Below are 23,745 nucleotides of genomic sequence, written 5' to 3'. Positions count from 1 at the left end.
ATTGCCAAAAATTATTCTTCCTTACTATCCGTTGCATCGGAGGCCGTTACGGCTACATGCTTGCCACTGCCGCTGCCATTCGCTTCCAAGGTGATTGTGTACTCGCCGCCTTTCGGTGTCTTTACATTCTCTGACAAATAGCCGGATTGATATAACTCGTTCACTGTCGGTACATCCGTAGTGGCTTTATCAACCATATACAGCTGCGCCGCATTGGCAATTGTCTGTGTATCTGCTTGTATCTTTGCATCCCGCGCTTTATCGGCAGCCGATAAAAACTGGGGCATCGCCATAGCGGCCAAGATGGCAATAACAGCGACAACTACCATGAGTTCAACCAATGTAAAGCCCCCCGAATGACGATGTGCTGCACGTAGTGTGCATCGACGCTGCCAACGATTGCATAATCGATGTATATATTCTTTATACGAGGATTGTAATGTGTTAGTGTATGTTTTCCATGTGTTACTCATGTGCATGTGAAGCACCCTTCTTTCTATATATTACAAAATAAATATAATCTGCGTATCATTGATGAATCATCGTAACAGCCTGAAACATGGGAAGCATAACCGCGATAACCAATATGGCTACACCAATCCCCATGCAGGTTACCATCAACGGTTCCATCAAACGTTCCAACGAGGCCGTTACTTGTGTTACGATGCGTTGGTAATAGGTAGCACAATGAGACATCATGGCTACCATTTCTCCCGTTTCTTCACCGATTGCTATCATCTCCCAAAGCAAGGGACTGCCAAGGCCGGACTCTTTAAGAGATGTACTGATGCCGCGACCGCTTTGTATGGCCTGTATCGCTTGCTGTTGGCAGGCAGTCGCATATCGGTTATTCCATAAATTGGCTGTCAGCGCCATTACATCGGTAATGGATAGCCCACTGTCGAGCAGCATCGACCATACACGACATAAACGGGCTAAATAAAAAGCGTGACATCGTTCATAGCAAACAATATGTTGCCACCACCATTGATGTAGACGCAGTTTCATCATCGGCTTACGGTAAGCCATAGTCAGCAAGCCTCCCAGCGCAGCCGCAAGCATCAGTGCCCACCACCAATACACTCGCCACCAATCACCGAAAGCAAACAGCATACGCGTCAGCAGTGGTAGGTGTACTTGCATGGAAGCAAACACATTGCGAAAGGCCGGTAAGATAAAACCTACGGCTACACCGGTGAAGATAATCATCAATACTGCCAAAAACAAAGGATATGCCAAGGCCGACATCAGCTTGTGTCGCCACGATGCTTCTTGTTCGTAATAGCGATGAATAATCCGAAACGATTCTCCCATCGTCCCCGACAGTTCACCGGCTTGAAGCAAGGTGCAACCGATAAGGGGAAAACCCGTATCACGCAGTGCCTCCGAAAGGAGTTTACCCCGTTGTAAGGCTTCATTGAGAATATCATAGGGTATAGAGCCGCCGCTGTTCATGAGAAATTTCATGATACTGCTCATCGGTAACCCCGACTCGATAAGTAATGACATGCGATACGAAAATTCAATACAGTCCTTATACCGCCAACGCCTATGGGCAGCCGCAACGGAATGCATCTCGGTAATGCCGATGAGATACCATTCTTTACGGCGCAGTTTAAAACGTACCTCGTCTTCACTGTCTGCCCACATACCTTCTTCATAGATATGATGCTCTTGATCATAGGCTTTATAGCTATACCAATTCATGGATGGATTCCATCACCTCCTCTAATTCGGGAATCGAACCCACTTGCCTTCGCAATTTATCGGCTGCCATTTCCATTGTTTGCATAGGACGCTGTGTTTCCTGAATAGAAATAATTTGCGGTTCTTTACGTTGTCGTATCAAGTTTGCTACCGCCTTGGTATTCAGTAAGATATCACGCAGCGGATAAAATGCGGTATCCGTAATGATGAGACGCTGACATATAACGGCGCGCAATACTTGTGACAGCTGACTGCGTACCTCATCCTGTTGTGCCGCCGGAAACAAGGAGATCATGCGATTGATGGCCATTACGGCACGCTGTGTATGCATGGTAGCAAATACTAAATGTCCTGTTTCTGCCGCATGCAGCGCGGCTTCCAATGTGCTTCTGTCACGGAGTTCACCAATCATGAGGACATCCGGATCTTCCCGTAGTGCGTCTCTTACCCCTTCCGCCATGGATACTACATCTTGTCCCAACTGACGTTGATGAATTAATGCACGCTTACCGGTAAAAACGTATTCCACCGGATCCTCCAAAGTAATGATATGTGTTTCCCTTGTGCGATTGATATACTCTAAGCAGGACGCTAAAGTAAATGACTTTCCCGACCCCGTAGGTCCCGTCAGTAAAATCAGCCCTTCTCTCAGTTCGGACAATCGGATTAACAGTCGATCCTCGTCACTGTCACCGAGCACGGCACATCGATCATATAAAAGTCGCAACGTGCCACACAACTTACCGGATGCCGAGAATAAATGAACGCGAATACGCAGTCCTTCATAGCTGAAGGCACCATCGTACGAACCATTATCACTAAGTACAAAGCCACCATTATCGTTAAGTGCAGAACTAGTATCGTTAACTACATCATCCGATATATTAGGCAGTAATGTATGTGACGTAGCCTCACATTGCGAACGCAACCATCGCATATCTTCCGGCGTACATAGTTCTTCCGACGAAATCGGTGCAAGATGGCGACCATGTCGCAAAAACGGAGGATTACCGCATGCTATATGTATATCTGTTGCCCCTCGCATAATGGCTGTATCAATCACAGATGTCAGCATGTCGTCATCTCCGTAATTCCTACTCGATGTAATTCATCCCAAGTAGTGTCTCCTTCCTCCACCGCTTGGCGGGCGGCTTCGGCCAGCGTGCATACCATATACTGTTCCGGTGATGTCCAATCCATATGTGTTCTCGGCGTAATCCAACCTTCAAAGATGGCCATGCGCCCTTTGTAGCCATCGCCACATTTACGTCGCACAAGTCGCTGCGATAAAGCGCCTATCAGTGTGGCTTCTACTAAATAGCGATCAACCCCCATATCTACCAATCGGTCTATCACACCCAGCGCCGTATTCGTGTGAATAGTAGAAACTACTCGATGCCCTGTTAGGGCAGCTCGGATGGCTAAGGCGGCTGTTTCGTTGTCCCGAATTTCACCGACCATGATGGTGTCTGGATCTTGTCGTAGTACAGCGCGCAAGCCATTGGCAAAGGTCAAACCCGCTTTAGGATTAATTTGTACCTGTACCGCCCCTTCAATAGAAGATTCCACCGGATTTTCCAATGTCACCAAATTCTGATGGGCAATATCCAATTCGCGCAGCATCGCATACAAGGTCGATGTCTTACCGGATCCGGTAGGTCCTGCTACGACTAAAAGACCATACGGTCTGTGTAGTACATCTCTCACTTTTTCCAACAATACCTCTGACATGTCGAGTTCAGCTAAGCTCCGCCGATAACCTTCATTGCCCATGATGCGGCAAACCACAGTTTCACCGTACATAGAGGGCATAGTCGAGACGCGCATTACCACAACCATGTCCTTATCTTCCCAACGCCATCGTCCGTCCTGCGGTATCCGTCGTTCACCGATGTCCAAACCGCTAAGCACTTTAATCCGATTAATCAGTTGCTCCGACGCCGGCAAGGGAATTCGCCCTTCTTCCTCCAGTAATCCGTCAATGCGTAAGCGTAGGACAAGGCCATCCTCCAATGCTTCAAAATGTAAATCGCTGGCTCCTTTCTCCTTTGCTGACCGTATCATGCGGTCAAGCTCAATATCAACATGAAACATAAGTACCTCCTTTCTTGTTCGCACCGCTTTGTTTCGATGTGACACTATATAATTCTAAGGAATGCAGTACATCTCCTATATAACTTCTTAGTCATTCAATATTCTACGCTCCGTACCAATTGCGTCTGTCAGTGTTACGTACTGAGTGAGTCTTCATTGATATAGTCGGTGGTATGTATTCTCTTAGTGCTACTTACATGCACAGTAGAATTCACACTCCCAGTATTACTTACACCTCCAGTGTTACTTACAGGTTCAGTAGCATTCATACGTCCAATGTTACTTAATCACTTAGTATATTGTTCAATAACATATAAAAAAACAGCCGATACCGTTATAGTATCGACTGTCGTCTATTCCTCATTCTGAAATTATTAATTCCATGCTCTCCTAGTATGCCGCTACCAATCCATCCGCTCTGGCTTCGCTGGCACCTTCCAAGACACCGTCCTCCTTACAGCGTATAATCTGGCCCCTACCAAATGAAGTCGGATCCGAATTCACTTTTACAATATGTCCCAATTCCTTCAAACGGCGTACTACGTCATCGCCAAATCCCGGTTCCACTTCAATGCGTAAACCATCAATCCATTGCCAACGCGGTGCATCCAATGCTTCTTGCCCATTCATAGCAAAGTCAATCATATTCATCACCGCCTGTACATGTCCTTGCGGTTGCATGAAAGCTCCCATCACACCGAAGGGACCTACCGGAGTAGAATCTTTTGTCAGAAATCCGGGAATAATCGTGTGGTACGGTCGTTTGCCGCCGGCCAAGCAATTGTCATGCGTTTCATCCAAACTAAAATTAGCCCCTCGATCATTCAAAGCAATCCCGTAACCGGGGATAACAATACCGGAACCGAAACCCATATAATTACTTTGGATAAAGGAAACCATCATTCCTTCCCTGTCTGCTGTTGCTAAATATACGGTTCCTCCCGAATCGGGACGTACTGCTTTCGGTTTTACGGCGCTGTCACTAATGGTATTACGCAATCGTTGAATATACTCCGGCGATAATAATTCTTCCACGGACACCGACATATGATTAGGATCCGTGATAAAAGCCTTCCCGTTTATATAGGCTTGCTTAAGCGCTTCGATTTGCTTATGCACTGTATCTGCCGTACCGAATTGCTTACACGGCACTTCATCCAAAATAGCCAATGCCATAAGAGCTACCAAGCCATGCGTATTCGGTGGCATCTCCCAAACGTCATAGCCATGATACTTACATGAAATCGGCGTTTGCCATTCCGGATGATAGGTAGCCAAGTCTTCCTTCGTAATATAGCCTCCCGTAGCTTTTGAAAATTCATCGATAGCCTTCGCCAATTCACCGCGATACAAGGATTCACAATGTGATTCCGCCAAAAGCCGCAATGCGTTAGCATGTCCCGGAAGATATACCCTGTCTCCCGCCTTCGGTCCTTTACCACCATAACCGAAAGTATCAAAGAAACCAGCAAAGGGAGCCTTTCCGGCAAAGGGCTTCATCAGTTGTAACGCCTCTTGCCATTCTTTGGCTGTGGTCGGCGATACTCCGTACCCTTCTTCAGCATATCGAATCGCATCGGAAAAAAGTCGTTCAAACGGCAAGCGTCCAAATCGACGGTGTAACTCTGCCCAGGCTCCCGGTGCCCCGGGCACTGTAACAGGGATCCAGCCGCGTTCGGGCATGGCACTGTAGCCGCCGGCTTTTACCGCAGATAATGACAATGACTGCGGCGAGGCACCGCTACCGTTCAAACCATGTAGCGCACCGTCGGCCCATACTAACACAAAGGCATCACTGCCAAGACCATTGCTGTTAGGCTCTGTAACAGTTAATGTTATCGCTGTAGCTATAGCGGCATCAACTGCATTTCCCCCTTCCCTCAACACTGCTAGGCCGGCTTGCGCTGCCAACGGCTGCGATGTACATACCATACCGTTAGTCGCATACATTGGTTTTCGAACGGATGTAAAATTATATGCTTTATGCTCACATGTACCCATTTCTTCCCCCTTGCCACGGAATACAATAAAGGCCCGCCGCATGCCGCAAGGCAATGTCGGCAGGCCTCCAGTGCCGCAACACACCAATTACTAGTTACAATATTGTAGTTATAGTTATGCGATACATCGAAAATCAGCCCTTCTTGATGTTGTAGAATACATCACGGCCGCGATACTGTGCCGTTTCTGCCAGTAAATCTTCGATGCGAAGCAACTGATTGTACTTAGCTACACGTTCGCTACGAGCCGGAGCTCCCGTCTTAATCTGTCCGGCATTAACAGCAACAGCAATGTCGGCAATGGTAGCATCTTCCGTTTCACCGGAACGGTGCGAAATTACACAAGTATATCCGGCACGTTTTGCCATTTCGATGGCATCAAAGGTTTCCGTCAAAGTACCAATCTGATTTACTTTAATCAAAATAGCATTAGCTGTGTCATTAGTAATCCCTTTAGACAGACGTTCCGTATTGGTTACGAACAAATCATCACCTACGAGCTGAACCTTTTTGCCGAGGCGTTCGGTCAATACTTTCCAACCGTCCCAATCTTCTTCTGCCAATCCGTCTTCAATGGAGATAATCGGATATTTATTAACTAATTCTTCGTAGAAATCAACCATTTCGGTTGCTGTTTTCGTCTTGCCTTCACCGGCTAATTCGTACTTGCCATCTTTATAGAATTCCGAGGAAGCAGCATCAATAGCCAACATAATATCTTTCCCCGGTTCCAAACCGGCTTCTTTGATTGCTTCGCAGATAACCTGCAATGCTTCTTCATTGGATCCCAAGTTAGGGGCGAAACCGCCTTCATCACCTACGCCTGTTGCCAAGCCTTTACCCTTCAATACATTTTTAAGGGTATGATAGATTTCGGCGCACATCCGCAATGCCTGTGCAAAGTTTTCTGCGCCTACCGGCATGATCATAAATTCCTGAATATCTACATTGTTATCGGCATGAGCACCGCCGTTTAAAATATTCATCATCGGTACCGGTAATTCTTTAGCATTGGTTCCGCCTAAATATTGGAAAAGTGGCAAATCAAGCGATTCTGCTGCTGCCTTTGCTACAGCCATAGATACACCAAGGATAGCATTGGCTCCTAATTTGCCTTTATTCGGAGTACCGTCAAGCTCGATCATAATTTTATCGATAGCAACCTGTTCGGTAGCATCATAACCGATAATAGCAGGTCCGATAATGTCGTTTACATTTTCAACTGCTTTTAATACGCCTTTGCCCAAATAACGACTCTTGTCACCGTCACGCAATTCAACGGCTTCGAACATCCCCGTAGAGGCACCGGACGGTACGGCAGCACGAGAAATGGTGCCGTCTTCCAAATATACTTCTACTTCTACTGTCGGATTGCCGCGAGAATCCAAAATTTCTCTTGCGTATACGTCGGTAATCATTGCCATGATAATTTCCTCCTTCAGATGTATCCAGGCCCCGGTCGGGATTGAATACTGTCAACTTTATTGCCATGCAACGCATGTGCATGTGCTTCTCTATATATGATACAACATCATTCTTACTTTGCCTAATTCTTCTACAACGAATGTCAGCGCTTCTTACCTTATATTTTTGTGTTCCATACTAAACAGCAACACTGTATATAGCTTCGCTACTTTTCGGCTTCGCTACGTTTGTTAGTTACTGTTGACCTTACTTAATCAGCAAACTTTTTCCTGTCATCGCTGTAGGCTGCGGTATTCCTGCCAATGCCAACATAGTCGGTGCAATGTCGCATAACTTTCCTTCCGCTAATTGCGGTGTATGACCTTCCGGTCCCACCAGTACTAAAGGTACAGGATTAGTAGTATGCGCCGTATGTGGTGTTTCTGTTTCATGGTTCACCATAATTTCCGAGTTACCGTGATCGGCAGTGACAAGCAGATAACCGTTTACCTTACGGATAGCATCAACGATGTTTCCTAAGCATGCATCCACCGCTTGAATTGCTTTTACAGCTGCTTCGAACACGCCGGTATGACCTACCATATCCGGATTGGCCAGATTCAGAATAATCATGTCATATGTACCATCGGTAATCGCTTTTACCACATGATCCGTTACTTCGTAGGCACTCATTTCCGGCTGCAAATCATAGGTAGCCACCTTTGGAGACGGCACTAATATTCGATCCTCACCTTCAAAAGGTGTTTCTTCACCGCCATTAAAGAAATACGTTACATGCGCATATTTTTCTGTTTCCGCGATGCGAAGCTGTGTGTAACCGCCTGCAGACAATACAGCACCCAACGTGTCTTCCAACACTTCTTTAGGATATACCACATGTACGGGTAAGCCTTCTTCATATACAGTCATCGTTGCGATGTACAACGATAGATATCCTTTCTTCCGTGCAAAGCCGTCAAAGGATGTATCGCAAAGAGCACGTGTAATCTGCCGCACACGGTCAGGACGAAAATTACATACCAAAACGGCATCACCGTCATGAATACATCCTTCGGTATCGAGTACGGTAGGCACAACGAATTCATCCGTTACGCCTGCATCATAGGATGCCTGTACTGCTCCGACTGCCGAAGATGCCTTTTCACCGAGGCCATCTACAATTGCTTCATAGGCTTTTTCAATACGGTCCCATCGTTTATCACGATCCATACCGTAATAGCGCCCGCCTACGGTAGCAATTTTTCCAAGGCCCAATTCCTTCATATAGGTTTCCAATTCTTCAATATACCCTAATGCGCTCTTCGGTGCCACATCGCGCCCATCGAGTAATGCATGTACATATACCTCTTGAACACCGGCATCCTTCGCACCTTTAATAACGGCCTTAAGATGTTCTAAGGAACTGTGCACACCACCATCGGATAAGAGTGAAATAAGCTGTAAGCGACTATGCTGCGCCTTCGCATACAGTTCGCGAATAACCGGCCGCGTAAAGAATTGACCGTCTTCCACATCCTTGGTAATCCGTGTTAGTTCTTGATATACAATACGTCCTGCCCCTAAATTCAGATGACCTACTTCAGAGTTCCCCATCTGTCCTTCCGGTAAGCCCACAGCTAATCCCGAAGCTGTCAGCGTAGTATGCGGACATGTATTCCATAATTTCATGAAATTCGCAGGTTTTGCCTGCACTACCGCATTTGTCGGATCCTCTGTATTACCCATACCGAAACCATCTAAAATTGCCAGCATAACCGGCGCTTTTAATTTTGCCATTGCAACCTCCTTTATCCGTTGATAATGGCTACAAAGTCTTCAGATTTCAGCGATGCGCCGCCAACCAGTGCGCCGTCTATATTCGGCTGACTCAGTATGTCTGCTGCATTGCTGCCTTTCACACTGCCACCGTATTGGATGCGCACCGCTTCTGCCGTAGCTGTATCATAAAGCTCTGCTACGGTTTGGCGTATTGCCTTACATACCTCTTCGGCCTGTGCCCCCGTAGCAGTCTTACCTGTACCGATGGCCCAAATCGGCTCGTACGCAATAACCATATCACTCACTTGGGCTGCCGTTATCTGCGTCAGTCCTGCCGTAAGCTGTGCCTTTATGAAGCTTAGTGTTTCACCTGCTTCACGCTGTGCCAGACTTTCACCGACACAAAGAATCGGCGTAATGGCATTAGCAAACGCTGCCTGCAATTTTTTATTGATCAGCACATCGGTTTCGCCGAAGTATTGACGGCGCTCGGAGTGTCCTAAAATTACATATTCACAGCCGATGTCGGTCAGCATAAGCGGCGAAACTTCTCCGGTAAAAGCACCGGCCGATTCATAATGCATATTCTGTGCGCCTACCCCAATAGCAGTATCACCAACTAAATCTGCTACGGCACTAAGCGATGTGAACGGCGGGCACAAGACTACCTCCCGTTCCCCGTCATACGAAGCAAGTGCTTGCTTAATCGCTTCCGTAAGCACGATGGCCTCCGCTCTGGTGGTATGCATTTTCCAGTTGCCTGCGATGATTTGTCGCCTCATAGAAATGCCTCCTCTATTTTATTCAGCCAATGCTTCGATGCCCGGCAATGCCTTGCCTTCCAGATATTCCAAGGAAGCACCGCCACCTGTGGAAATATGAGAAATCTTGTCGGCTACTCCCGTCTTTTCTACGGCAGCTACCGAATCACCGCCACCGACGATAGTCGTTCCTGTGGAAGCAGCAACTGCTTTAGCCACCGCATTGGTGCCTTCCGCAAAATTGTCCATTTCAAATACGCCCATAGGTCCGTTCCATACAATAAGCTTCATCGGAGCTAATGCATCGGCAAAGGCTTTACGCGATGCCGGCCCGATATCAAGTGCCATCCAGCCATCTTCGATACCGTCTGCCGGAACAACTTTATGCTGAGCATCATTTGAGAATGCATCGGCTACAACAAAGTCTGTCGGCAATAATAAATTAGTTCCTTGTGCCTTCGCTTCTTTAATCAAGGAGGCGGCCAATTCAATCTTATCGGCTTCTACGAGAGAAGTTCCCGTCGGATATCCCTTAGCGGCGATAAAAGTATTGGCCATACCGCCACCGATAATCAATACATCTACCTTAGGTAATAAATTAGAAATAACTTCAATTTTATCACTTACCTTAGCGCCGCCGATGATAGCTGCAAAGGGGTGCTGCGGATTGGATACGGCACCACCGATATAATTAATTTCTTTTTCCAGAAGATAGCCGGCTACCATGGGCAAGAATTTAGTAATGCCTTCTACGGAAGCATGCGCACGATGGGATACACCGAATGCATCGTTAATACCTACTTCGGCTAACTTTGCCAAAGCTTCGGCAAATTCCGGCACATTCTTTTCCTCTTCTTTATGATAGCGGAGATTTTCCAGTAAAACGATGTCTCCTTCTTTCAAGGCAGCCACCGCGCGTTCTGCTGCATCACCGATGCAATCATCGGCAAATGCCACCGGCACACCTAACAATTCGGATAGACGCGCTGCACAAGGACGCAAGGAAAATTCAGGCTTACGTTCCCCCTTCGGTCGACCCAAGTGGGATGCTAAAATAATTTTTGCTTTATGATCGAGTAAATAGCGCAATGTAGGTAAGGTAGCCCGAATACGCGTATCATCCGTAATAACACCATCTTTCAACGGCACGTTAAAATCAACTCGTACAAACACACGTTTACCGGTTACATCAATAGATTCCAATGTTTTTTTCATGAGTGCCTCCCAATATATACAGAATTGCTTCCCAATATGTACAGATAAAATAAGGGGACTACCCAGTAGTCCCCCGTCGTATTATAAACCTTTCTTGCCGATGTACGCAGCTAAGTCTACCATGCGCATAGAGTAGCCCCATTCGTTATCGTACCAGGAAACAACCTTAACCATATTGCCATCCATTGTCATCGTCAAATCAGCGTCAACAATAGAGCTGCGCGGATCACCGTTGAAATCACAGGATACTAACGGTAAATCGGATACGCCCAAGATGCCTTTCAAAGAACCTTGTGCTGCTTCGCGGAAAGCATCATTGATTTCTTCCTTCGTTGCTGTTACTTCCAGTTCAGCAACCAAATCGGTGATAGACACGTTTGGTGTCGGTACACGCAAAGCGAAACCGTTCAACTTGCCTTCCAAGTCCGGCAATACTTTCGCAACCGCTTTAGCTGCACCGGTCGTTGTCGGAATAATGGATAAAGCCGCAGCACGAGCACGGCGCAAATCTTTATGCGGTGTGTCGAGAATACGTTGGTCATTAGTGTACGAATGAATAGTCGTCATCAATCCGCGTTTAATACCGAATTTTTCATGCAATACTTTAGCAAACGGTGCCAAGCAGTTTGTCGTACAGCTTGCATTGGAAATAATCGTGTGCTTAGCCGGATCGTACATGTTTTCATTTACCCCCATAACAATGGTGATATCTTCGTTCTTTGCCGGAGCGGAAATGATAACTTTCTTTACGGATCCACCTAAGTGTGCGCCTGCTTCTTCGGCCGTACGGAATTTACCGGTACATTCAACAACAATTTCTACACCGGCACCGTTCCAATCCAAGTTTTTCGGATTGCGGTCATGGAAAACAGTAACTTTTTTGCCGTCGATTACCAAGTGATCATCTTCTACATGGATATCATTCGGCAAGATGCCGTGAACGGAGTCATGCTTCAGCATCAACGCAGAGCCCTGAATATCGCCTACGTCATTGATTGCCACTACTTCTACATCAGGATTTTGCAATGCTGCACGCATTACACACTTACCGATACGACCAAATCCATTAATACCAATTTTCACTGCCATGCTTTTTTCCTCCTACTGTTACCTTCACACAAGCACTAAAATAATCTATCTTACATCATATAGCTGTAATTAACATTACGTCGTAATAAAACCACGATGATTACGGGCTTTTCCTCATCGACGCAACAAAGCCATCATAGCTTCTGCTGCCGCTTCATCAATAATCAGCGTACCTCTGTGGCAGGCACGCATCACACCGATAATAGCTCGTGCCTTTACCGCGCCGCCGGCTACGGCAATGACATGTGCAATACGTCCGATGTCGGCAAAGTCGATACCTACATTATTTGTAGCGTAAACGATGGTCCCGTCTATATCACAATAATATCCCAAGGCTTCCCCAACAGCGCGCTTTCTCCGTAGGTCCTCACGTTGGGCATCACTGATGTGACGCTGCTCGGCCATGTGAATAGCTTCGCCTATACCAAACATCAATACATCGGTACGAGCTGCCAACTCCATAATCTCTTTAATTTGAGGCTCCATCGTTGTAAGAATGGCCAATGACTCCTTTGTCAAACCATCCGGCAGGTGAAGCATCTTATAAATACCTTGAAGTTTATCTGCCATAACGGATGCAATCACATTCGCCTGATACTCAACACGTTCGCCGATACCGCCACGCGCGGGAATTACAATCGGTTTTACACGCTTTACAGGTAACGCCTCCGCCACTGCAGCCATTGTACTGCCGCCACTGACGGCGATAACAGCCCCCGGCGTAACTACGTCTTGCAAAAGCTTGGACGCATGAAAGCCCAACTCTTTTCGATCTGTCGCTGCTTCACCGGTCGTTCCGGTAATAATGACTCTGTCGATACATAGCGCCTCGCGTAACGCTTCTTCCAGTTCGCCGATTTTATTCATTTCCTGCAATGATACTGTAAGTTTGGGGAGCAACTCTTTACCTTCGTCGGTTAGCATCATTCCTTGCTGCGTAAAATCAATCAAACCATTGTCCTTCATGATTTCCACATGTGATCGTACTACACGCTCCGATAGCTTGCTAAGGCCCGCCAACATACGACGACCTACAGGTTGCGCATAAGAAATATGGTTTAAAAGTACATATCGTTCTTCCACTACACGCATTAGCTCCGGTGCTATGCGTTGATACACTTCCGATAACTCTTTCATTCCACACCTCTTTTCGTCCCACAGGAGCAATTTGCGTCCCACCGAAATTAAAAAAACAACTTACATGGCTATTGTATCTTATTATGTGCAAGCTGTAAAGCGTAAAATTAAAAAGACCGTCTCTGTTGAACACCAGAAACGGTCTTTCCCTATAAATAGTTTACACTATATATTATTTTGTACCGAAAATACGGTCACCTGCATCACCCAAGCCCGGGAGAATGTAACCGTGTTCATTTAGTTTTTCATCCAAGGCAGCTACGTAAATGCGTACATCCGGATGGTCGCGATTAACGACTTCTACCCCTTCCGGTGCAGCTACCAAGCACATTAACTGGATGTCCTTAGCTCCTTTTTCCTTGAGCAAAGAAATCGCTGCCGAAGCACTGCCACCGGTTGCCAACATAGGATCCGTTACAATGATGCGACGTTCTGCCAAGTCTGTCGGCATTTTGCAATAGTATTCAACCGGTTTTAATGTTTCCGGATCTCGGTATAAACCTACATGACCTACCTTAGCCATCGGCATAAGTTCCAACAATCCGTTAACCATACCTAAGCCGGCACGTAAAATAGGTACAACGGCTACCTTTTTACCGGCAATCTGTTTACCGATTGCTTTTACCAACGGAGTCTGTACTTCTACATCTTCCAACGGGAAATCGCGAGTAATTTCATAGCCCATCAAAAGAGTAATTTCTTCCAATAATTCTCTAAAGTCTTTAGCACCTGTTTCTACGGAACGAATTAACGTTACCTTATGCTGAATCAAAGGATGTGTCATTACATTAACATTCATGAATCGTCGTTGCCTCCTCACATACGTATCCAAAATTTATGCACTCGTCACTCCCGCCGATTAATACAACGGATAGGTTTCACAAAGCACGGCTACGCGTTTGCGCGCTTCTTCCAGTTTAGCCGTATCTTCAGGATTATGCAAGACCAAATCAATAATTGCGGCAATTTCTTTCATATCGTCTTCCTTAAGTCCACGACTGGTCAATGCCGGTGTGCCCAAGCGAATACCGCTGGTAACAAACGGGCTGGCAGGATCGAAAGGAATCGTATTCTTATTGCAGGTAATGCCTACTTCATCGAGAAGATGTTCGGCTTCCTTACCGGTAAGGCCTGTGTTACGCACATCTACGAGCATAACATGCGTATCGGTACCGCCGGATACAATAGTGAAGCCGTAATCAGCCAATGCCTGTGCCAATACTTTAGCGTTAGTAATAATCTGCTGTGCATACACTTTAAATTCCGGCTGCAATGCTTCACCGAAAGCAACGGCTTTAGCAGCAATAACATGCATAAGCGGGCCGCCCTGAATTCCGGGGAAGATTGCTTTATCAATCGCTTTCGCATATTTTTCCTTACACATAATCATGCCACCGCGCGGTCCGCGCAATGTTTTATGCGTAGTTGTAGTAACAACATCTGCATATTCTACCGGGTTTGGATGAAGACCGGCAGCTACCAAGCCGGCAAAATGAGCCATGTCAACCATGAAAATAGCATCTACTTCATGAGCGATATCGGCCATTTTCTTGAAATCGATAATGCGGGAATAGGCACTGCCGCCACCGATAATTAGTTTAGGTTTTGTTTCCAAGGCAATACGACGCATTTCATCATAATCGATTTCCTGTGTCGTTTCATCTACACCGTAAGGAACGATATTAAAATACGTACCGGAAATATTAACCGGCGATCCATGTGTAAGGTGACCACCGTGGGACAAGTTCATACCCATAATGGTGTCACCCGGTTTTAGTAGCGCGAAGTACACACCAAAATTAGCCTGGGAACCGGAATGAGGCTGCACGTTCACATGATCGGCACCAAACAATTTTTTAGCGCGTTCGATGGCTAAGGTTTCTACCATGTCAACATATTCACAACCACCGTAATACCGTTTACCGGAATACCCTTCCGCATACTTGTTCGTCAGTACGCTACCCTGTGCTTCCATAACCGCTTTGGATACAAAGTTTTCAGATGCAATCATTTCCAACTTATTGCGTTGGCGACCTAATTCCATCTCAATCATTTTTGCAATTTCAGGATCGCGCTTCTGTAATGTTTCCATACGTAACCTCCTACTTACCCTGTTACTTATATTCTAATTTGAATATTTTACCTATTATACCTCTAAATTAGTAATTTTGGCTACCCGTCTTGCATGACGTCCACCGCTAAATTCGGTGTGTACCCAAATATCCACAATACTCAGGGCTAAGCCGGGTCCTATAACGCGTTCACCCATGGTCAAAATATTAGCATCATTGTGCTCACGCGATGCCTTTGCCGAAAAGCAATCATGACATAATGCTGCACGTATTCCCTTTACTTTATTGGCAGCAATGCCTATACCGATACCTGTGCCGCAAATCAAAATACCGCGGTCATATTCACCGGCTGCCACTGCTTTTGCTACCGGTTCGGCAATATCCGGATAATCAACGGATTCTTCGGAATGAGTACCAAAGTCGGTTACTTCAAAACCTTGTTCCGTTAAAAAAGTCTTAATGGTTTCTTTCAGATGAATCCCGCCATGATCGGCGCCTAATGCGATTTTCATGTATACCTCCCGTGCGAATCGATTCGCTCTACCTATTCGGTACAATCCATGTATCGTACCTCATTCCTATTATCCGTTATTTCTCTAACTTAGTCCATCCTTTTTCTAATAATTGTTTGATTTGAGCAGCACACGCATCATATACACTTTGATCCTGACCAAACGGATCCTCTACCTCTTCATTGGTACCGGCCCATTCACCCAGTGTAAAAATCTTATCCTTATCGAACGGATATTGACGAAGCAATACATTTTTGTGATCCGTAGTCATGCCAATGACCACATCTGCGGCATCGATAAACTTAGGCGATACCGCACGCGATCTGTGCTCGGAAATATCCACGTCAGCTGCCACTGCTTTAACAGCATTCGGTGTCGGTTCCGCACCCGGCGCTGTAAATAATCCGGCAGACAATGCCAAATGATTTTCATGTTTGGCTTCGTTAATGGCTCTGAATAATCCTTCCGCCATAGGGCTCCGACATGTGTTGCCGGTACATACAAATAATACGTTCATTCTTCTTACCTCTTTTTGCTAGTATTGTTACTTCTGTTCTCGTAAGTAATGTTCTCGTAAGTAATCATCGGTTATACACGAATAACCCGATGGGCACTGGCTTTATCCATACGATTCATAACAGCTGTTCCCAAGCCTGCCGGAGATACACCTTCCGCGATAATCACATCAGCATTCCATTCATTGAATCGTAATAAACTGCTATATAACTCCTTAGCCAGTGATTGCGCCGGTTCCTTGCTGTCGTAAGTTATTGCTTTTACGGCAAGATCCATTGTCGCTACTTGTGACTTCATCCGTTGCCAACATTGTTCGCTTATCAATAAGCCCACCTTCGTCTTATCGGTTGCGGACGTTGACGGTGCTATAGTTTTTAATTGATCTACGATAGCCTGCACAACGGCATCGACATTTCCCACATACGTAGTCATCGCCGCATCCGGTGCATAATGCTTGTACTTCATGCCCGGCGCTTTCGGTATCGTATTGGCACCGACCAAAGCCGCATCGTAGCGAACCGTACCGACAACCTTAGCCAGCATTTCTTCCGTAATACCGCCGGGACGCAAAATAGTTACTCCGTCTTCATTGCATTCCACAACAGTAGATTCTACACCGATAGTACATGGACCTGCATTGATAATTGCTTCAATTTTACCATTCATATCATGGTACACATCTTCAGCCGTTGTCGGACTGGGACGGCCGGATATGTTAGCGCTCGGTGCTGCCACCGGTACACCGGCAGCTCGCAAAAATTCTCTACACAAGGTATGATCCGGACAGCGCAAAGCAACATTCGGTAATCCCCCCGTTGCCTTATCCGGTACTATATCCGATTTTGGCATCGTAATCGTCAGCGGTCCCGGCCAAAATGTATCCATCAGTGTTTGCGCTATCGCCGGGATATTCTTCACCAAGGGTCGTACAGCTTCGCTGTCGGGGACATGAAGAATTAACGGATTATCCGAAGGTCGTCCTTTTGCTTCATAAATGCGCGCCATTGCCTCGGCATCCAGTCCGTTAGCACCTAATCCATATACGGTTTCCGTAGGAATGGCTACCAAGGCACCTTGCCTGAGCTGCTCTCCTAAGGATGCCAATTCCTGTGCCGTCGGATCTGTGTATATTCGAGTTTTCAACTCTCTCACCTTCTTTAATTCATATTACAGGCGCTGCCACCGTAACTCCCTGATAATACCGGCGATATCTCGGTTATATACGGGGTCACTATAATAGCCGGTTGCCGCTGCCATATCGGCTACCTTATTTTCTTGACCGCAACCGATTTCAACAGCTAGCCAACCACCGCTTTTGATGTACGGCGCTGCCTCTTTTACCAGTATATCATAAAAATCAAGTCCCGTTTCTCCGCCATCTAAGGCTATCATCGGTTCTCGTTTAACCTCCTCGGATAGTGTGGCAATCTCTGCCGTCGGTATATACGGCGGATTCGATGTGATAACATCAAAGCTTTCTTCATAGCCCCCTAATTCGCGCAGTGCACCGAACATATCGGATACACAAAGCTTGGCACGTTCTTCTAACTCCAACTGCTGTCGATTGGTAGCTGCGACTTGAAGTGCTTTTTTCGAAATATCAAGTCCCATACCTGTAGATTTAGGCAGATAATGCAACAAGCTATACAAAATAGTTCCCGGACCGGTACATACGTCGAGTAAACGGTATTCCGTATCCTTATCGAGAAGAGACAGTATATCTTCCACCAATGTTTCCGTATCGGGACGCGGTATAAGCACATCTTCAGATACATTAAACATGAGACCCATAAATTCCTTTTTGCCAATAATGGCTGCTACGCTCAATCCTTCCGCCCGTTTCATCACCAAAGGACGGAACGCATCCAACTCTTCCTTAGTCATCGGCTTGTCGTAATTGACATACAAGTAAATTCGTTCCTGCCCCAATATATGAGAAAGCAGCACTTCCCCATCAAGGCGACTGCTTTCAATCCCCTTGTTGCGAAAATACTGCTCCGTCCACTGGAGCAAGCGACCGATGGTCCACAGCTCCTTATTCATTCGCATCTGCCTCCTGCATTTTTGCCGCTTGGTCAGCGGTAATCAACGCTTGAATGAGTTCTTCCAAATCCCCATTCAATACGGCATCCAGCTTATATAAAGTTAAGTTGATTCGGTGATCCGTTACGCGCCCCTGCGGATAATTATATGTGCGGATACGTTCGCTGCGATCGCCGGTACCCACCTGGCTCTTTCTGTCAGCAGCTACGCTGGCCGCTGCTTCCTGTTCCGCCTTATCCTGTAATTTTGCACGCAATACGCGCATGGCTTTATCCTTATTTTTTAATTGAGACCTTTCGTCCTGACAGGCAACAACAATCCCCGTCGGCTTATGCGTAATACGCACTGCCGATTCCGTACGGTTAACGTGCTGACCGCCGGCACCACTGGCACAATAGGTATCGATTTGTAAATCTTTATCATTAATTTCTACGTCTACGTCTTCCGCTTCCGGCAATACCGCCACGGTTACCGTCGATGTATGGATACGACCGGACGATTCAGTTTCCGGTACACGCTGCACACGATGAACACCACTTTCAAATTTTAATTTTGAGTATGCGCTGTCACCATCAACAGAGAATACGACTTCCTTAAAACCGCCCAATTCAGGTTCGTTAGCATCAATAATTCCGCAGCGCCAGCCTTGCGCTTCCGCATATTTAGTATACATACGGAATAAATCACCGGCAAACAATGCTGCTTCGTCACCGCCTGCACCGCCACGAATTTCCACGATAACATTTTTATCATCATTCGGGTCTTTAGGCAATAATAAGATATGAAGCTTATCTTCCAATTCCTGGCGTCGTTCTTTTAACTCTTTAAGTTCTTCCTGCGCCATTTCTCGAAATTCTTCATCCATGCTTTTATCTTCCAACACTTCCAGCGCTTCGTCAATTCCGGTCAGCACCTTTTTGTACTCACGGAACGTTTCTACCGTTTCCGTCAGCCCCGCATGCTGGCGCGTCAGCTTTTGCCACTCCTGTTGACGTGCAATCACTTCCGGATCGCTAATGCGCTGTTCCAAATCCATATATTTATCTTCTATTACTTGTAATTTATCCACCAACATCATCGGTGCGTTACCCCTTTCGGTTATTTATATATATTCGTAGGCATCTTCTTCGGACGGGCGCACAGCTTCTAACGCGCGAATAGCCACTTCGATTTGATCGGCTTCAGGCTCCCGCGTTGTCATGTACTGAAGCCACAAGCCGGGACCGATAAGTGCTTTTACTACTACCGAATCACTGCGTCCTGCCCATCGTATCACTTCATAAGCAATACCGGCTACCACCGGCATCAACAACACTCTGGATACAATGCGTTCCAATAAATTCGGCCAGCCTAAAAATGCGAATACAATAATACTTACTACCATGACAATAAGCAAAAAGTTTGTTCCGCACCGTGCATGCAACCGTGAATGCTTGCGTACATTTTCCACGGTAAGCGGCTGGTCCTCTTCATAGGTGTGAATAACTTTGTGCTCTGCTCCATGGTATTGAAACACGCGTTTTATATCCGGCGTAAGCCCGATAGCCCAAATGTACACTAAGAATAAGGCTAATCGGATAACCCCTTCTACTAAATTCAATGCAATATGGTTATCTCCGATGCCCGGTATGTACTTGGCTACAAAGGTGGGCAAAGCCAAAAAGAGTCCGATAGCAAATAGGGTAGACACCACCATAGTAATGGCAATATCCTTATTGGACATACTCTCCTCTTCTTCGCCGGCTGCTTTAGCTGAATAGGCTAATGCCTTCATCCCGATTGTCAGTGATTCATACAATGCCAAGCAACCGCGTAGCAACGGTTGCTTGAGTATAGGGTAGCGCTCCGCTAAAGATGTAGTCGGAGTCGTATCTACCACAATGCCGCCGTCCGGTTCTCGAACGGCTGTCGCTGTATATTTTGGGCCACGCATCATAACGCCTTCTATGACTGCCTGGCCTCCAACAAATTTTTTAATCCGCTTTTGCTCCACGAGAACTCCTCTCTCAAACAAATATAGGCAGAGCCTAGGCTCTGCCGTATAATTTGTATAATTACATTGCGATAATTATTTACCGTAACGTTTGTTGAATTTTTCAATACGACCACGAGCCTGCGCTGCACGCTGCTGACCGGTAAAGAATGGATGGCATTTGGAGCAAACGTCTACGCGGAGATCGCTTTTCACGGAACCGGTTTTAAAGGTATTGCCACAACCGCAAGTTACGGTAGCTTCACCATAATTCGGATGAATTCCTTCTTTCATTCTGTAACACCTCTTTCCACTGACTAAACTATACTTAATGATTGTATCATACAGTTATCTGTAATGCAAGTCATCACTCGCTTTTTTCTTCTGCCTTTTCCGCTGCTTTAGCTGCCGCTTTCGCAGCCGCCCGTTCTTCCAAAGATTCCTGCATAGCCTGCTCTAAATCAACGGAGTTCAGTAACTCTTTCAATGCTAAAATTTCTTCCAGCGTCAATGTAACACCTTTTGTCATGCCCGTATATTCGCTGTCCCAAGAACGTAAATCAAACTTTGGATTATAACGGCCCCAACTGGTGCAGGTAAGCTGTTTCTTCCAACCATCTTTATTTTCTGACAACGTCCCCAATACTTTAAAAATTTCAAAATTAACGACTGCCATTCTATCAATCTCCTTTATCGGTTATTTATTATCGGTGTCTTCCGCCGGTACTTCCGGTGCTTCCGGCAAGATTACCTGCGCCATTGCTTCCAGTTCCGCACCCCATGTTGCATCTGCTTGAGCCAGTGCATCCTTGTAGGCACTGCGTCCCTTTTCGAAACGTTCTTCCAAAACTGCCAAGGCATCTTTTTTGATAATTCGACGTCGGCAACTGCCCATAAGCTGTAACAATGCTTCCGTTGTAAGAACCATATGGGATAACGTCGTCAATATCTTACTGCCTTCTTCGCTTTTGAAATAAGCATACCAGATATACGCGGCCACAGGATTCGTAAACATCCAGTATGCAACGCCATCATCCTTGGATTCAGCAGCTACCGCTGTAGCAAACTGTTCTTCGCTCATAGCCGTGTCCGGTGCCAAACCTTCTACCTGCGTGATTTTTAAATCGACACGCCCTTTTTTGCGTTCCACTTCAAGGCGCGTTGCCTTGTATGCTTCAAATACACGGCGCATATACAAAGGTAAGCGGCCGTCGTTTTTCATAAAGCCATCATCGCCCATAGCCGTATCCTGCGGGTTTAACGCCGGAATGAAACCACACAAAGATAAACCGTATTGTACAACCGAGAAGGTGTCCATGGATGCCAGTACTTCATGAGGCAACGCAATAAACGGCGTGCTCCGCCAAGAGTCATTCATAATTTCTCTGATTTCCAGTGCAACCTTTTTGATATCTCGATTTGTGTAGAAAAATTCTACCGCCCCTAGAGGTGCCCATTCGCGCACACTTTCCAAGCGACGCTGCAACAGCATGTACTGAATGGCCATGCGATTCATGCCCACCTGATCTTGTACTGCTGCCAGCGGTATAAAGTAATGCGCTGTTCCCACTTCGGTGATGTTCATAACACGGGAGGCCACTTCCTCCATCATCTTCACCGGAGCTTGGAAAATTCCTGTCGACGCCGCTACGATATGATCAAAAATAACATCCTCCGGCCATTCATTGGTAATCGGTGCCAAAGGATATAATTTTTTAAATAAGGCATAACAGCTTTCCGACGGTGTATAAAAAATTAAGCGATCCGCTGGAAGCTCCTGCAGGATATCTTCCGCCAATGCTGCGTACTCTTCAATATACGCAAATAAAATAATTCCGTCTGTATGCTTATGTTCTTCGATAATATCCTTCATAGGTACCGTCCACTGACGTCCCGCATCGATACCTTCCAAATAACCGGTTTCACTGATAACATCCATCAGCTCTACCGCAAAGGACGGACCATACAAAGCACCGAAATCATTTTCCGAATACGTGATAGGGCCAAACTCCTCTTCCGTAGACTGTTTTGCCAATGTATATAATTTGTCCGCCGTAATGCCCCATTCACGTACCTCTGCGCTGGCACTGATCATTTGGTCCAATGCACGGAAACGCAATAACTCGTTGATGATAGCGACACCTCGTAAGCCGATGGCCTCAAAACGTGCAATTAACGACTCAATTTCCTTTGTCATTCTTAAGCCTCCTTATCTGCCGATGGACACACCGGTGCCAACGGACACTCCCCGCATAACGGTTTACGCGCTTTACATATTTTTCGGCCGTGCCATATCAGCCAATGATGAGCGGCACTCCATTTTTCCATAGGAATCGCCTTTTTTAATTTTTCTTCTACCTCTTCCGGCGTCTTCCCTTTTGCTAAGCCCAACCGGTTTGATACACGAAACACATGTGTATCAACGGCAATGGCAGGGACACCGAATAAAACAGAAACTAAAACATTTGCCGTTTTACGTCCCACACCGGGTAGCTTGATTAACTCATCAAAGGACTCCGGCACTTCACCATGATAGGTATGCACCAAAATATCACAAGTTTTAATCAGATTAGCTGCCTTCGCTCTGTATAAACCGCAATCGCGAATTAACACTTCCAATTTAGAAACACCCAACGCCAGCATATCCGCCGGATTGCTATACGTCGGAAATAAACGCGCTGTGATGATATTCACTCGTTCGTCCGTGCACTGTGCCGATAAAACCACGGCCACCAGCAATTCAAACGGACTATTATACGTCAACGCCGGCTTCGCGTCCGGATACGTTTCTTCTAAAATCCGAATCTGCTCTGCCTTTATCGCCTTTGTTACTCTCATGTACAACTCCTTTGAATGATGCAATGTATTTCTCCACGATTATATCACTCCTTGTCGATAAAAGCTACACATTATGCATAGATGAGATAAAGGCTTGACGTCCATGCTATAATAGCAGTATATATCTATTAATAAGGGGGGGTAACCTGATAATGAATATAAATGAAACATTACAACGTATTAACGAATTAGCAAAAAAGAAAAAGGCCGGTATTCCTTTAACCGAAGAAGAGTTGGCTGAAAAGAAAGAACTTTATAAAATTTATCTTGACTTTATTCGCGGTCAAGTAAAACAACAGCTCGACTCCATTGAGTTTGTTGATGAACTACCGGAAGATGCCGGACATTGTACCTATGATAATGTAGGTTTTAAAAAATTAAATTAAAACTCATTTGCTATCGGCTTTAATGCATCATCAAAGATTAAATACTAAACAATCTACACAAACAAAATAAGAGGAACACAGTAGCATGCTGTTCAATGATTACATCGTATACACTTATTCATTAGAACAGTCCTTGCTCCTGTGTTCCTCTTTTATTATTAGATTTTTATTTTCATTATGTCTTATATCATATCTTTACAGTTACTTCGTTTTACACCTA

The 23,745-nt window shown here is 45.9% G+C and carries 24 protein-coding genes; 1 reads left to right on the top strand and 23 read right to left on the bottom strand.

The window, feature by feature from the left end:
* Nucleotides 1-11: 11 nt before the first annotated feature.
* The 23 genes from G344_RS0108280 to nth form a co-directional block, all read right to left on the bottom strand.
* Nucleotides 12-473, bottom strand: a complete 462-nt coding sequence (locus G344_RS0108280) for a competence type IV pilus major pilin ComGC (RefSeq protein ID WP_051245915.1) — start codon at nucleotides 471-473, stop codon at nucleotides 12-14.
* Between the two features lie 55 nt (nucleotides 474-528).
* Nucleotides 529-1,707, bottom strand: a complete 1,179-nt coding sequence (locus G344_RS0108275; protein ID WP_028255790.1) for a type II secretion system F family protein — start codon at nucleotides 1,705-1,707, stop codon at nucleotides 529-531.
* The gene (locus G344_RS0108270) at nucleotides 1,694-2,782 is read right to left on the bottom strand and encodes a type IV pilus twitching motility protein PilT (RefSeq protein ID WP_028255789.1); all 1,089 of its coding nucleotides are present in this window, start codon (nucleotides 2,780-2,782) and stop codon (nucleotides 1,694-1,696) included. Before G344_RS0108270 ends, G344_RS0108275 begins: the two co-directional genes overlap by 14 nt.
* Nucleotides 2,776-3,801 (bottom strand): GspE/PulE family protein, encoded by a 1,026-nt coding sequence (locus tag G344_RS0108265; protein ID WP_028255788.1) that lies wholly within the window; start codon nucleotides 3,799-3,801, stop codon nucleotides 2,776-2,778. The genes G344_RS0108270 and G344_RS0108265 overlap by 7 nt, the downstream gene beginning before the upstream one ends.
* Before the next feature lie 390 nt (nucleotides 3,802-4,191).
* On the bottom strand, nucleotides 4,192-5,802 hold the full coding sequence (locus G344_RS0108260) for a gamma-glutamyltransferase family protein (RefSeq protein WP_028255787.1): 1,611 nt from the start codon (nucleotides 5,800-5,802) through the stop codon (nucleotides 4,192-4,194).
* Between the two features lie 133 nt (nucleotides 5,803-5,935).
* Complete coding sequence (gene eno / locus G344_RS0108255) at nucleotides 5,936-7,225, bottom strand: phosphopyruvate hydratase (protein WP_028255786.1); 1,290 nt, start codon at nucleotides 7,223-7,225, stop codon at nucleotides 5,936-5,938.
* Nucleotides 7,226-7,472: 247 nt separating this feature from the next.
* Complete coding sequence (gene gpmI / locus G344_RS0108250) at nucleotides 7,473-9,002, bottom strand: 2,3-bisphosphoglycerate-independent phosphoglycerate mutase (protein WP_028255785.1); 1,530 nt, start codon at nucleotides 9,000-9,002, stop codon at nucleotides 7,473-7,475.
* An 11-nt stretch (nucleotides 9,003-9,013) separates the two neighbouring features.
* Nucleotides 9,014-9,766, bottom strand: a complete 753-nt coding sequence (tpiA, locus tag G344_RS0108245; protein WP_028255784.1) for a triose-phosphate isomerase — start codon at nucleotides 9,764-9,766, stop codon at nucleotides 9,014-9,016.
* An 18-nt stretch (nucleotides 9,767-9,784) separates the two neighbouring features.
* Entirely contained in the window at nucleotides 9,785-10,960 is a 1,176-nt protein-coding gene (locus G344_RS0108240; RefSeq protein WP_028255783.1) for a phosphoglycerate kinase, read from the bottom strand.
* Between the two features lie 81 nt (nucleotides 10,961-11,041).
* Nucleotides 11,042-12,049 (bottom strand): type I glyceraldehyde-3-phosphate dehydrogenase, encoded by a 1,008-nt coding sequence (gene gap / locus G344_RS0108235; protein ID WP_028255782.1) that lies wholly within the window; start codon nucleotides 12,047-12,049, stop codon nucleotides 11,042-11,044.
* Between the two features lie 114 nt (nucleotides 12,050-12,163).
* Nucleotides 12,164-13,186 (bottom strand): sugar-binding transcriptional regulator, encoded by a 1,023-nt coding sequence (locus G344_RS0108230; protein ID WP_028255781.1) that lies wholly within the window; start codon nucleotides 13,184-13,186, stop codon nucleotides 12,164-12,166.
* A gap of 172 nt (nucleotides 13,187-13,358) precedes the next feature.
* Nucleotides 13,359-13,985, bottom strand: coding sequence for a uracil phosphoribosyltransferase (upp, locus tag G344_RS0108225; RefSeq protein ID WP_028255780.1), 627 nt, complete (start codon nucleotides 13,983-13,985; stop codon nucleotides 13,359-13,361).
* A 60-nt stretch (nucleotides 13,986-14,045) separates the two neighbouring features.
* Complete coding sequence (gene glyA, locus G344_RS0108220; RefSeq protein ID WP_028255779.1) at nucleotides 14,046-15,278, bottom strand: serine hydroxymethyltransferase; 1,233 nt, start codon at nucleotides 15,276-15,278, stop codon at nucleotides 14,046-14,048.
* A gap of 54 nt (nucleotides 15,279-15,332) precedes the next feature.
* On the bottom strand, nucleotides 15,333-15,770 hold the full coding sequence (gene rpiB, locus G344_RS0108215; RefSeq protein ID WP_028255778.1) for a ribose 5-phosphate isomerase B: 438 nt from the start codon (nucleotides 15,768-15,770) through the stop codon (nucleotides 15,333-15,335).
* Nucleotides 15,771-15,846: 76 nt separating this feature from the next.
* A complete protein-coding gene (locus G344_RS0108210; RefSeq protein WP_028255777.1) occupies nucleotides 15,847-16,287 on the bottom strand; it encodes a low molecular weight protein arginine phosphatase in 441 nt (146 codons plus the stop codon).
* A 71-nt stretch (nucleotides 16,288-16,358) separates the two neighbouring features.
* Entirely contained in the window at nucleotides 16,359-17,429 is a 1,071-nt protein-coding gene (locus tag G344_RS0108205) for an L-threonylcarbamoyladenylate synthase (RefSeq protein WP_028255776.1), read from the bottom strand.
* 24 nt (nucleotides 17,430-17,453) lie between these two features.
* Nucleotides 17,454-18,329 carry a peptide chain release factor N(5)-glutamine methyltransferase gene (prmC, locus tag G344_RS0108200; protein ID WP_028255775.1) on the bottom strand — a complete coding sequence of 292 codons (876 nt, stop codon included), beginning with the start codon at nucleotides 18,327-18,329 and terminating at the stop codon, nucleotides 17,454-17,456.
* The gene (gene prfA / locus G344_RS0108195) at nucleotides 18,322-19,404 is read right to left on the bottom strand and encodes a peptide chain release factor 1 (RefSeq protein WP_028255774.1); all 1,083 of its coding nucleotides are present in this window, start codon (nucleotides 19,402-19,404) and stop codon (nucleotides 18,322-18,324) included. The genes prmC and prfA overlap by 8 nt, the downstream gene beginning before the upstream one ends.
* Before the next feature lie 27 nt (nucleotides 19,405-19,431).
* On the bottom strand, nucleotides 19,432-20,322 hold the full coding sequence (locus tag G344_RS0108190; RefSeq protein ID WP_028255773.1) for a DUF1385 domain-containing protein: 891 nt from the start codon (nucleotides 20,320-20,322) through the stop codon (nucleotides 19,432-19,434).
* Nucleotides 20,323-20,397: 75 nt separating this feature from the next.
* On the bottom strand, nucleotides 20,398-20,595 hold the full coding sequence (gene rpmE, locus G344_RS0108185) for a 50S ribosomal protein L31 (protein ID WP_028255772.1): 198 nt from the start codon (nucleotides 20,593-20,595) through the stop codon (nucleotides 20,398-20,400).
* Between the two features lie 73 nt (nucleotides 20,596-20,668).
* The gene (locus G344_RS0108180) at nucleotides 20,669-20,977 is read right to left on the bottom strand and encodes a YdbC family protein (protein WP_028255771.1); all 309 of its coding nucleotides are present in this window, start codon (nucleotides 20,975-20,977) and stop codon (nucleotides 20,669-20,671) included.
* A gap of 21 nt (nucleotides 20,978-20,998) precedes the next feature.
* Nucleotides 20,999-22,498, bottom strand: coding sequence for a hypothetical protein (locus G344_RS11120; protein WP_051245879.1), 1,500 nt, complete (start codon nucleotides 22,496-22,498; stop codon nucleotides 20,999-21,001).
* Nucleotides 22,499-22,500: 2 nt separating this feature from the next.
* The gene (gene nth / locus G344_RS0108170) at nucleotides 22,501-23,139 is read right to left on the bottom strand and encodes an endonuclease III (RefSeq protein ID WP_028255770.1); all 639 of its coding nucleotides are present in this window, start codon (nucleotides 23,137-23,139) and stop codon (nucleotides 22,501-22,503) included.
* A 152-nt stretch (nucleotides 23,140-23,291) separates the two neighbouring features.
* On the opposite strand from nth, the gene G344_RS11115 reads away from it, so the two are divergent.
* Nucleotides 23,292-23,525, top strand: a complete 234-nt coding sequence (locus G344_RS11115) for a DUF896 domain-containing protein (protein ID WP_038155283.1) — start codon at nucleotides 23,292-23,294, stop codon at nucleotides 23,523-23,525.
* The last annotated feature ends 220 nt before the right edge of the window (nucleotides 23,526-23,745 follow it).

The organism is Veillonella magna DSM 19857 (assembly GCF_000428745.1).
GTDB lineage: Bacteria > Bacillota > Negativicutes > Veillonellales > Veillonellaceae > Veillonella_A > Veillonella_A magna.
This window is presented reverse-complemented; position numbering and strand designations above follow the sequence as displayed.

What these genes read in the sequence shown, in the direction of transcription:
- G344_RS0108280 (WP_051245915.1), bottom strand. Translation starts at nt 473, where the DNA reads ATGAGTAACACATGGAAAACATACACTAACACATTACAATCCTCGTAT.
- G344_RS0108275 (WP_028255790.1), bottom strand. Translation starts at nt 1,707, where the DNA reads ATGAATTGGTATAGCTATAAAGCCTATGATCAAGAGCATCATATCTAT.
- G344_RS0108270 (WP_028255789.1), bottom strand. Translation starts at nt 2,782, where the DNA reads ATGCTGACATCTGTGATTGATACAGCCATTATGCGAGGGGCAACAGAT.
- G344_RS0108265 (WP_028255788.1), bottom strand. Translation starts at nt 3,801, where the DNA reads ATGTTTCATGTTGATATTGAGCTTGACCGCATGATACGGTCAGCAAAG.
- G344_RS0108260 (WP_028255787.1), bottom strand. Translation starts at nt 5,802, where the DNA reads ATGGGTACATGTGAGCATAAAGCATATAATTTTACATCCGTTCGAAAA.
- eno (WP_028255786.1), bottom strand. Translation starts at nt 7,225, where the DNA reads ATGGCAATGATTACCGACGTATACGCAAGAGAAATTTTGGATTCTCGC.
- gpmI (WP_028255785.1), bottom strand. Translation starts at nt 9,002, where the DNA reads ATGGCAAAATTAAAAGCGCCGGTTATGCTGGCAATTTTAGATGGTTTC.
- tpiA (WP_028255784.1), bottom strand. Translation starts at nt 9,766, where the DNA reads ATGAGGCGACAAATCATCGCAGGCAACTGGAAAATGCATACCACCAGA.
- G344_RS0108240 (WP_028255783.1), bottom strand. Translation starts at nt 10,960, where the DNA reads ATGAAAAAAACATTGGAATCTATTGATGTAACCGGTAAACGTGTGTTT.
- gap (WP_028255782.1), bottom strand. Translation starts at nt 12,049, where the DNA reads ATGGCAGTGAAAATTGGTATTAATGGATTTGGTCGTATCGGTAAGTGT.
- G344_RS0108230 (WP_028255781.1), bottom strand. Translation starts at nt 13,186, where the DNA reads ATGAAAGAGTTATCGGAAGTGTATCAACGCATAGCACCGGAGCTAATG.
- upp (WP_028255780.1), bottom strand. Translation starts at nt 13,985, where the DNA reads ATGAATGTTAATGTAATGACACATCCTTTGATTCAGCATAAGGTAACG.
- glyA (WP_028255779.1), bottom strand. Translation starts at nt 15,278, where the DNA reads ATGGAAACATTACAGAAGCGCGATCCTGAAATTGCAAAAATGATTGAG.
- rpiB (WP_028255778.1), bottom strand. Translation starts at nt 15,770, where the DNA reads ATGAAAATCGCATTAGGCGCCGATCATGGCGGGATTCATCTGAAAGAA.
- G344_RS0108210 (WP_028255777.1), bottom strand. Translation starts at nt 16,287, where the DNA reads ATGAACGTATTATTTGTATGTACCGGCAACACATGTCGGAGCCCTATG.
- prmC (WP_028255775.1), bottom strand. Translation starts at nt 18,329, where the DNA reads ATGAATAAGGAGCTGTGGACCATCGGTCGCTTGCTCCAGTGGACGGAG.
- prfA (WP_028255774.1), bottom strand. Translation starts at nt 19,404, where the DNA reads ATGTTGGTGGATAAATTACAAGTAATAGAAGATAAATATATGGATTTG.
- rpmE (WP_028255772.1), bottom strand. Translation starts at nt 20,595, where the DNA reads ATGAAAGAAGGAATTCATCCGAATTATGGTGAAGCTACCGTAACTTGC.
- G344_RS0108180 (WP_028255771.1), bottom strand. Translation starts at nt 20,977, where the DNA reads ATGGCAGTCGTTAATTTTGAAATTTTTAAAGTATTGGGGACGTTGTCA.
- G344_RS11120 (WP_051245879.1), bottom strand. Translation starts at nt 22,498, where the DNA reads ATGACAAAGGAAATTGAGTCGTTAATTGCACGTTTTGAGGCCATCGGC.
- nth (WP_028255770.1), bottom strand. Translation starts at nt 23,139, where the DNA reads ATGAGAGTAACAAAGGCGATAAAGGCAGAGCAGATTCGGATTTTAGAA.
- G344_RS11115 (WP_038155283.1), top strand. Translation starts at nt 23,292, where the DNA reads ATGAATATAAATGAAACATTACAACGTATTAACGAATTAGCAAAAAAG.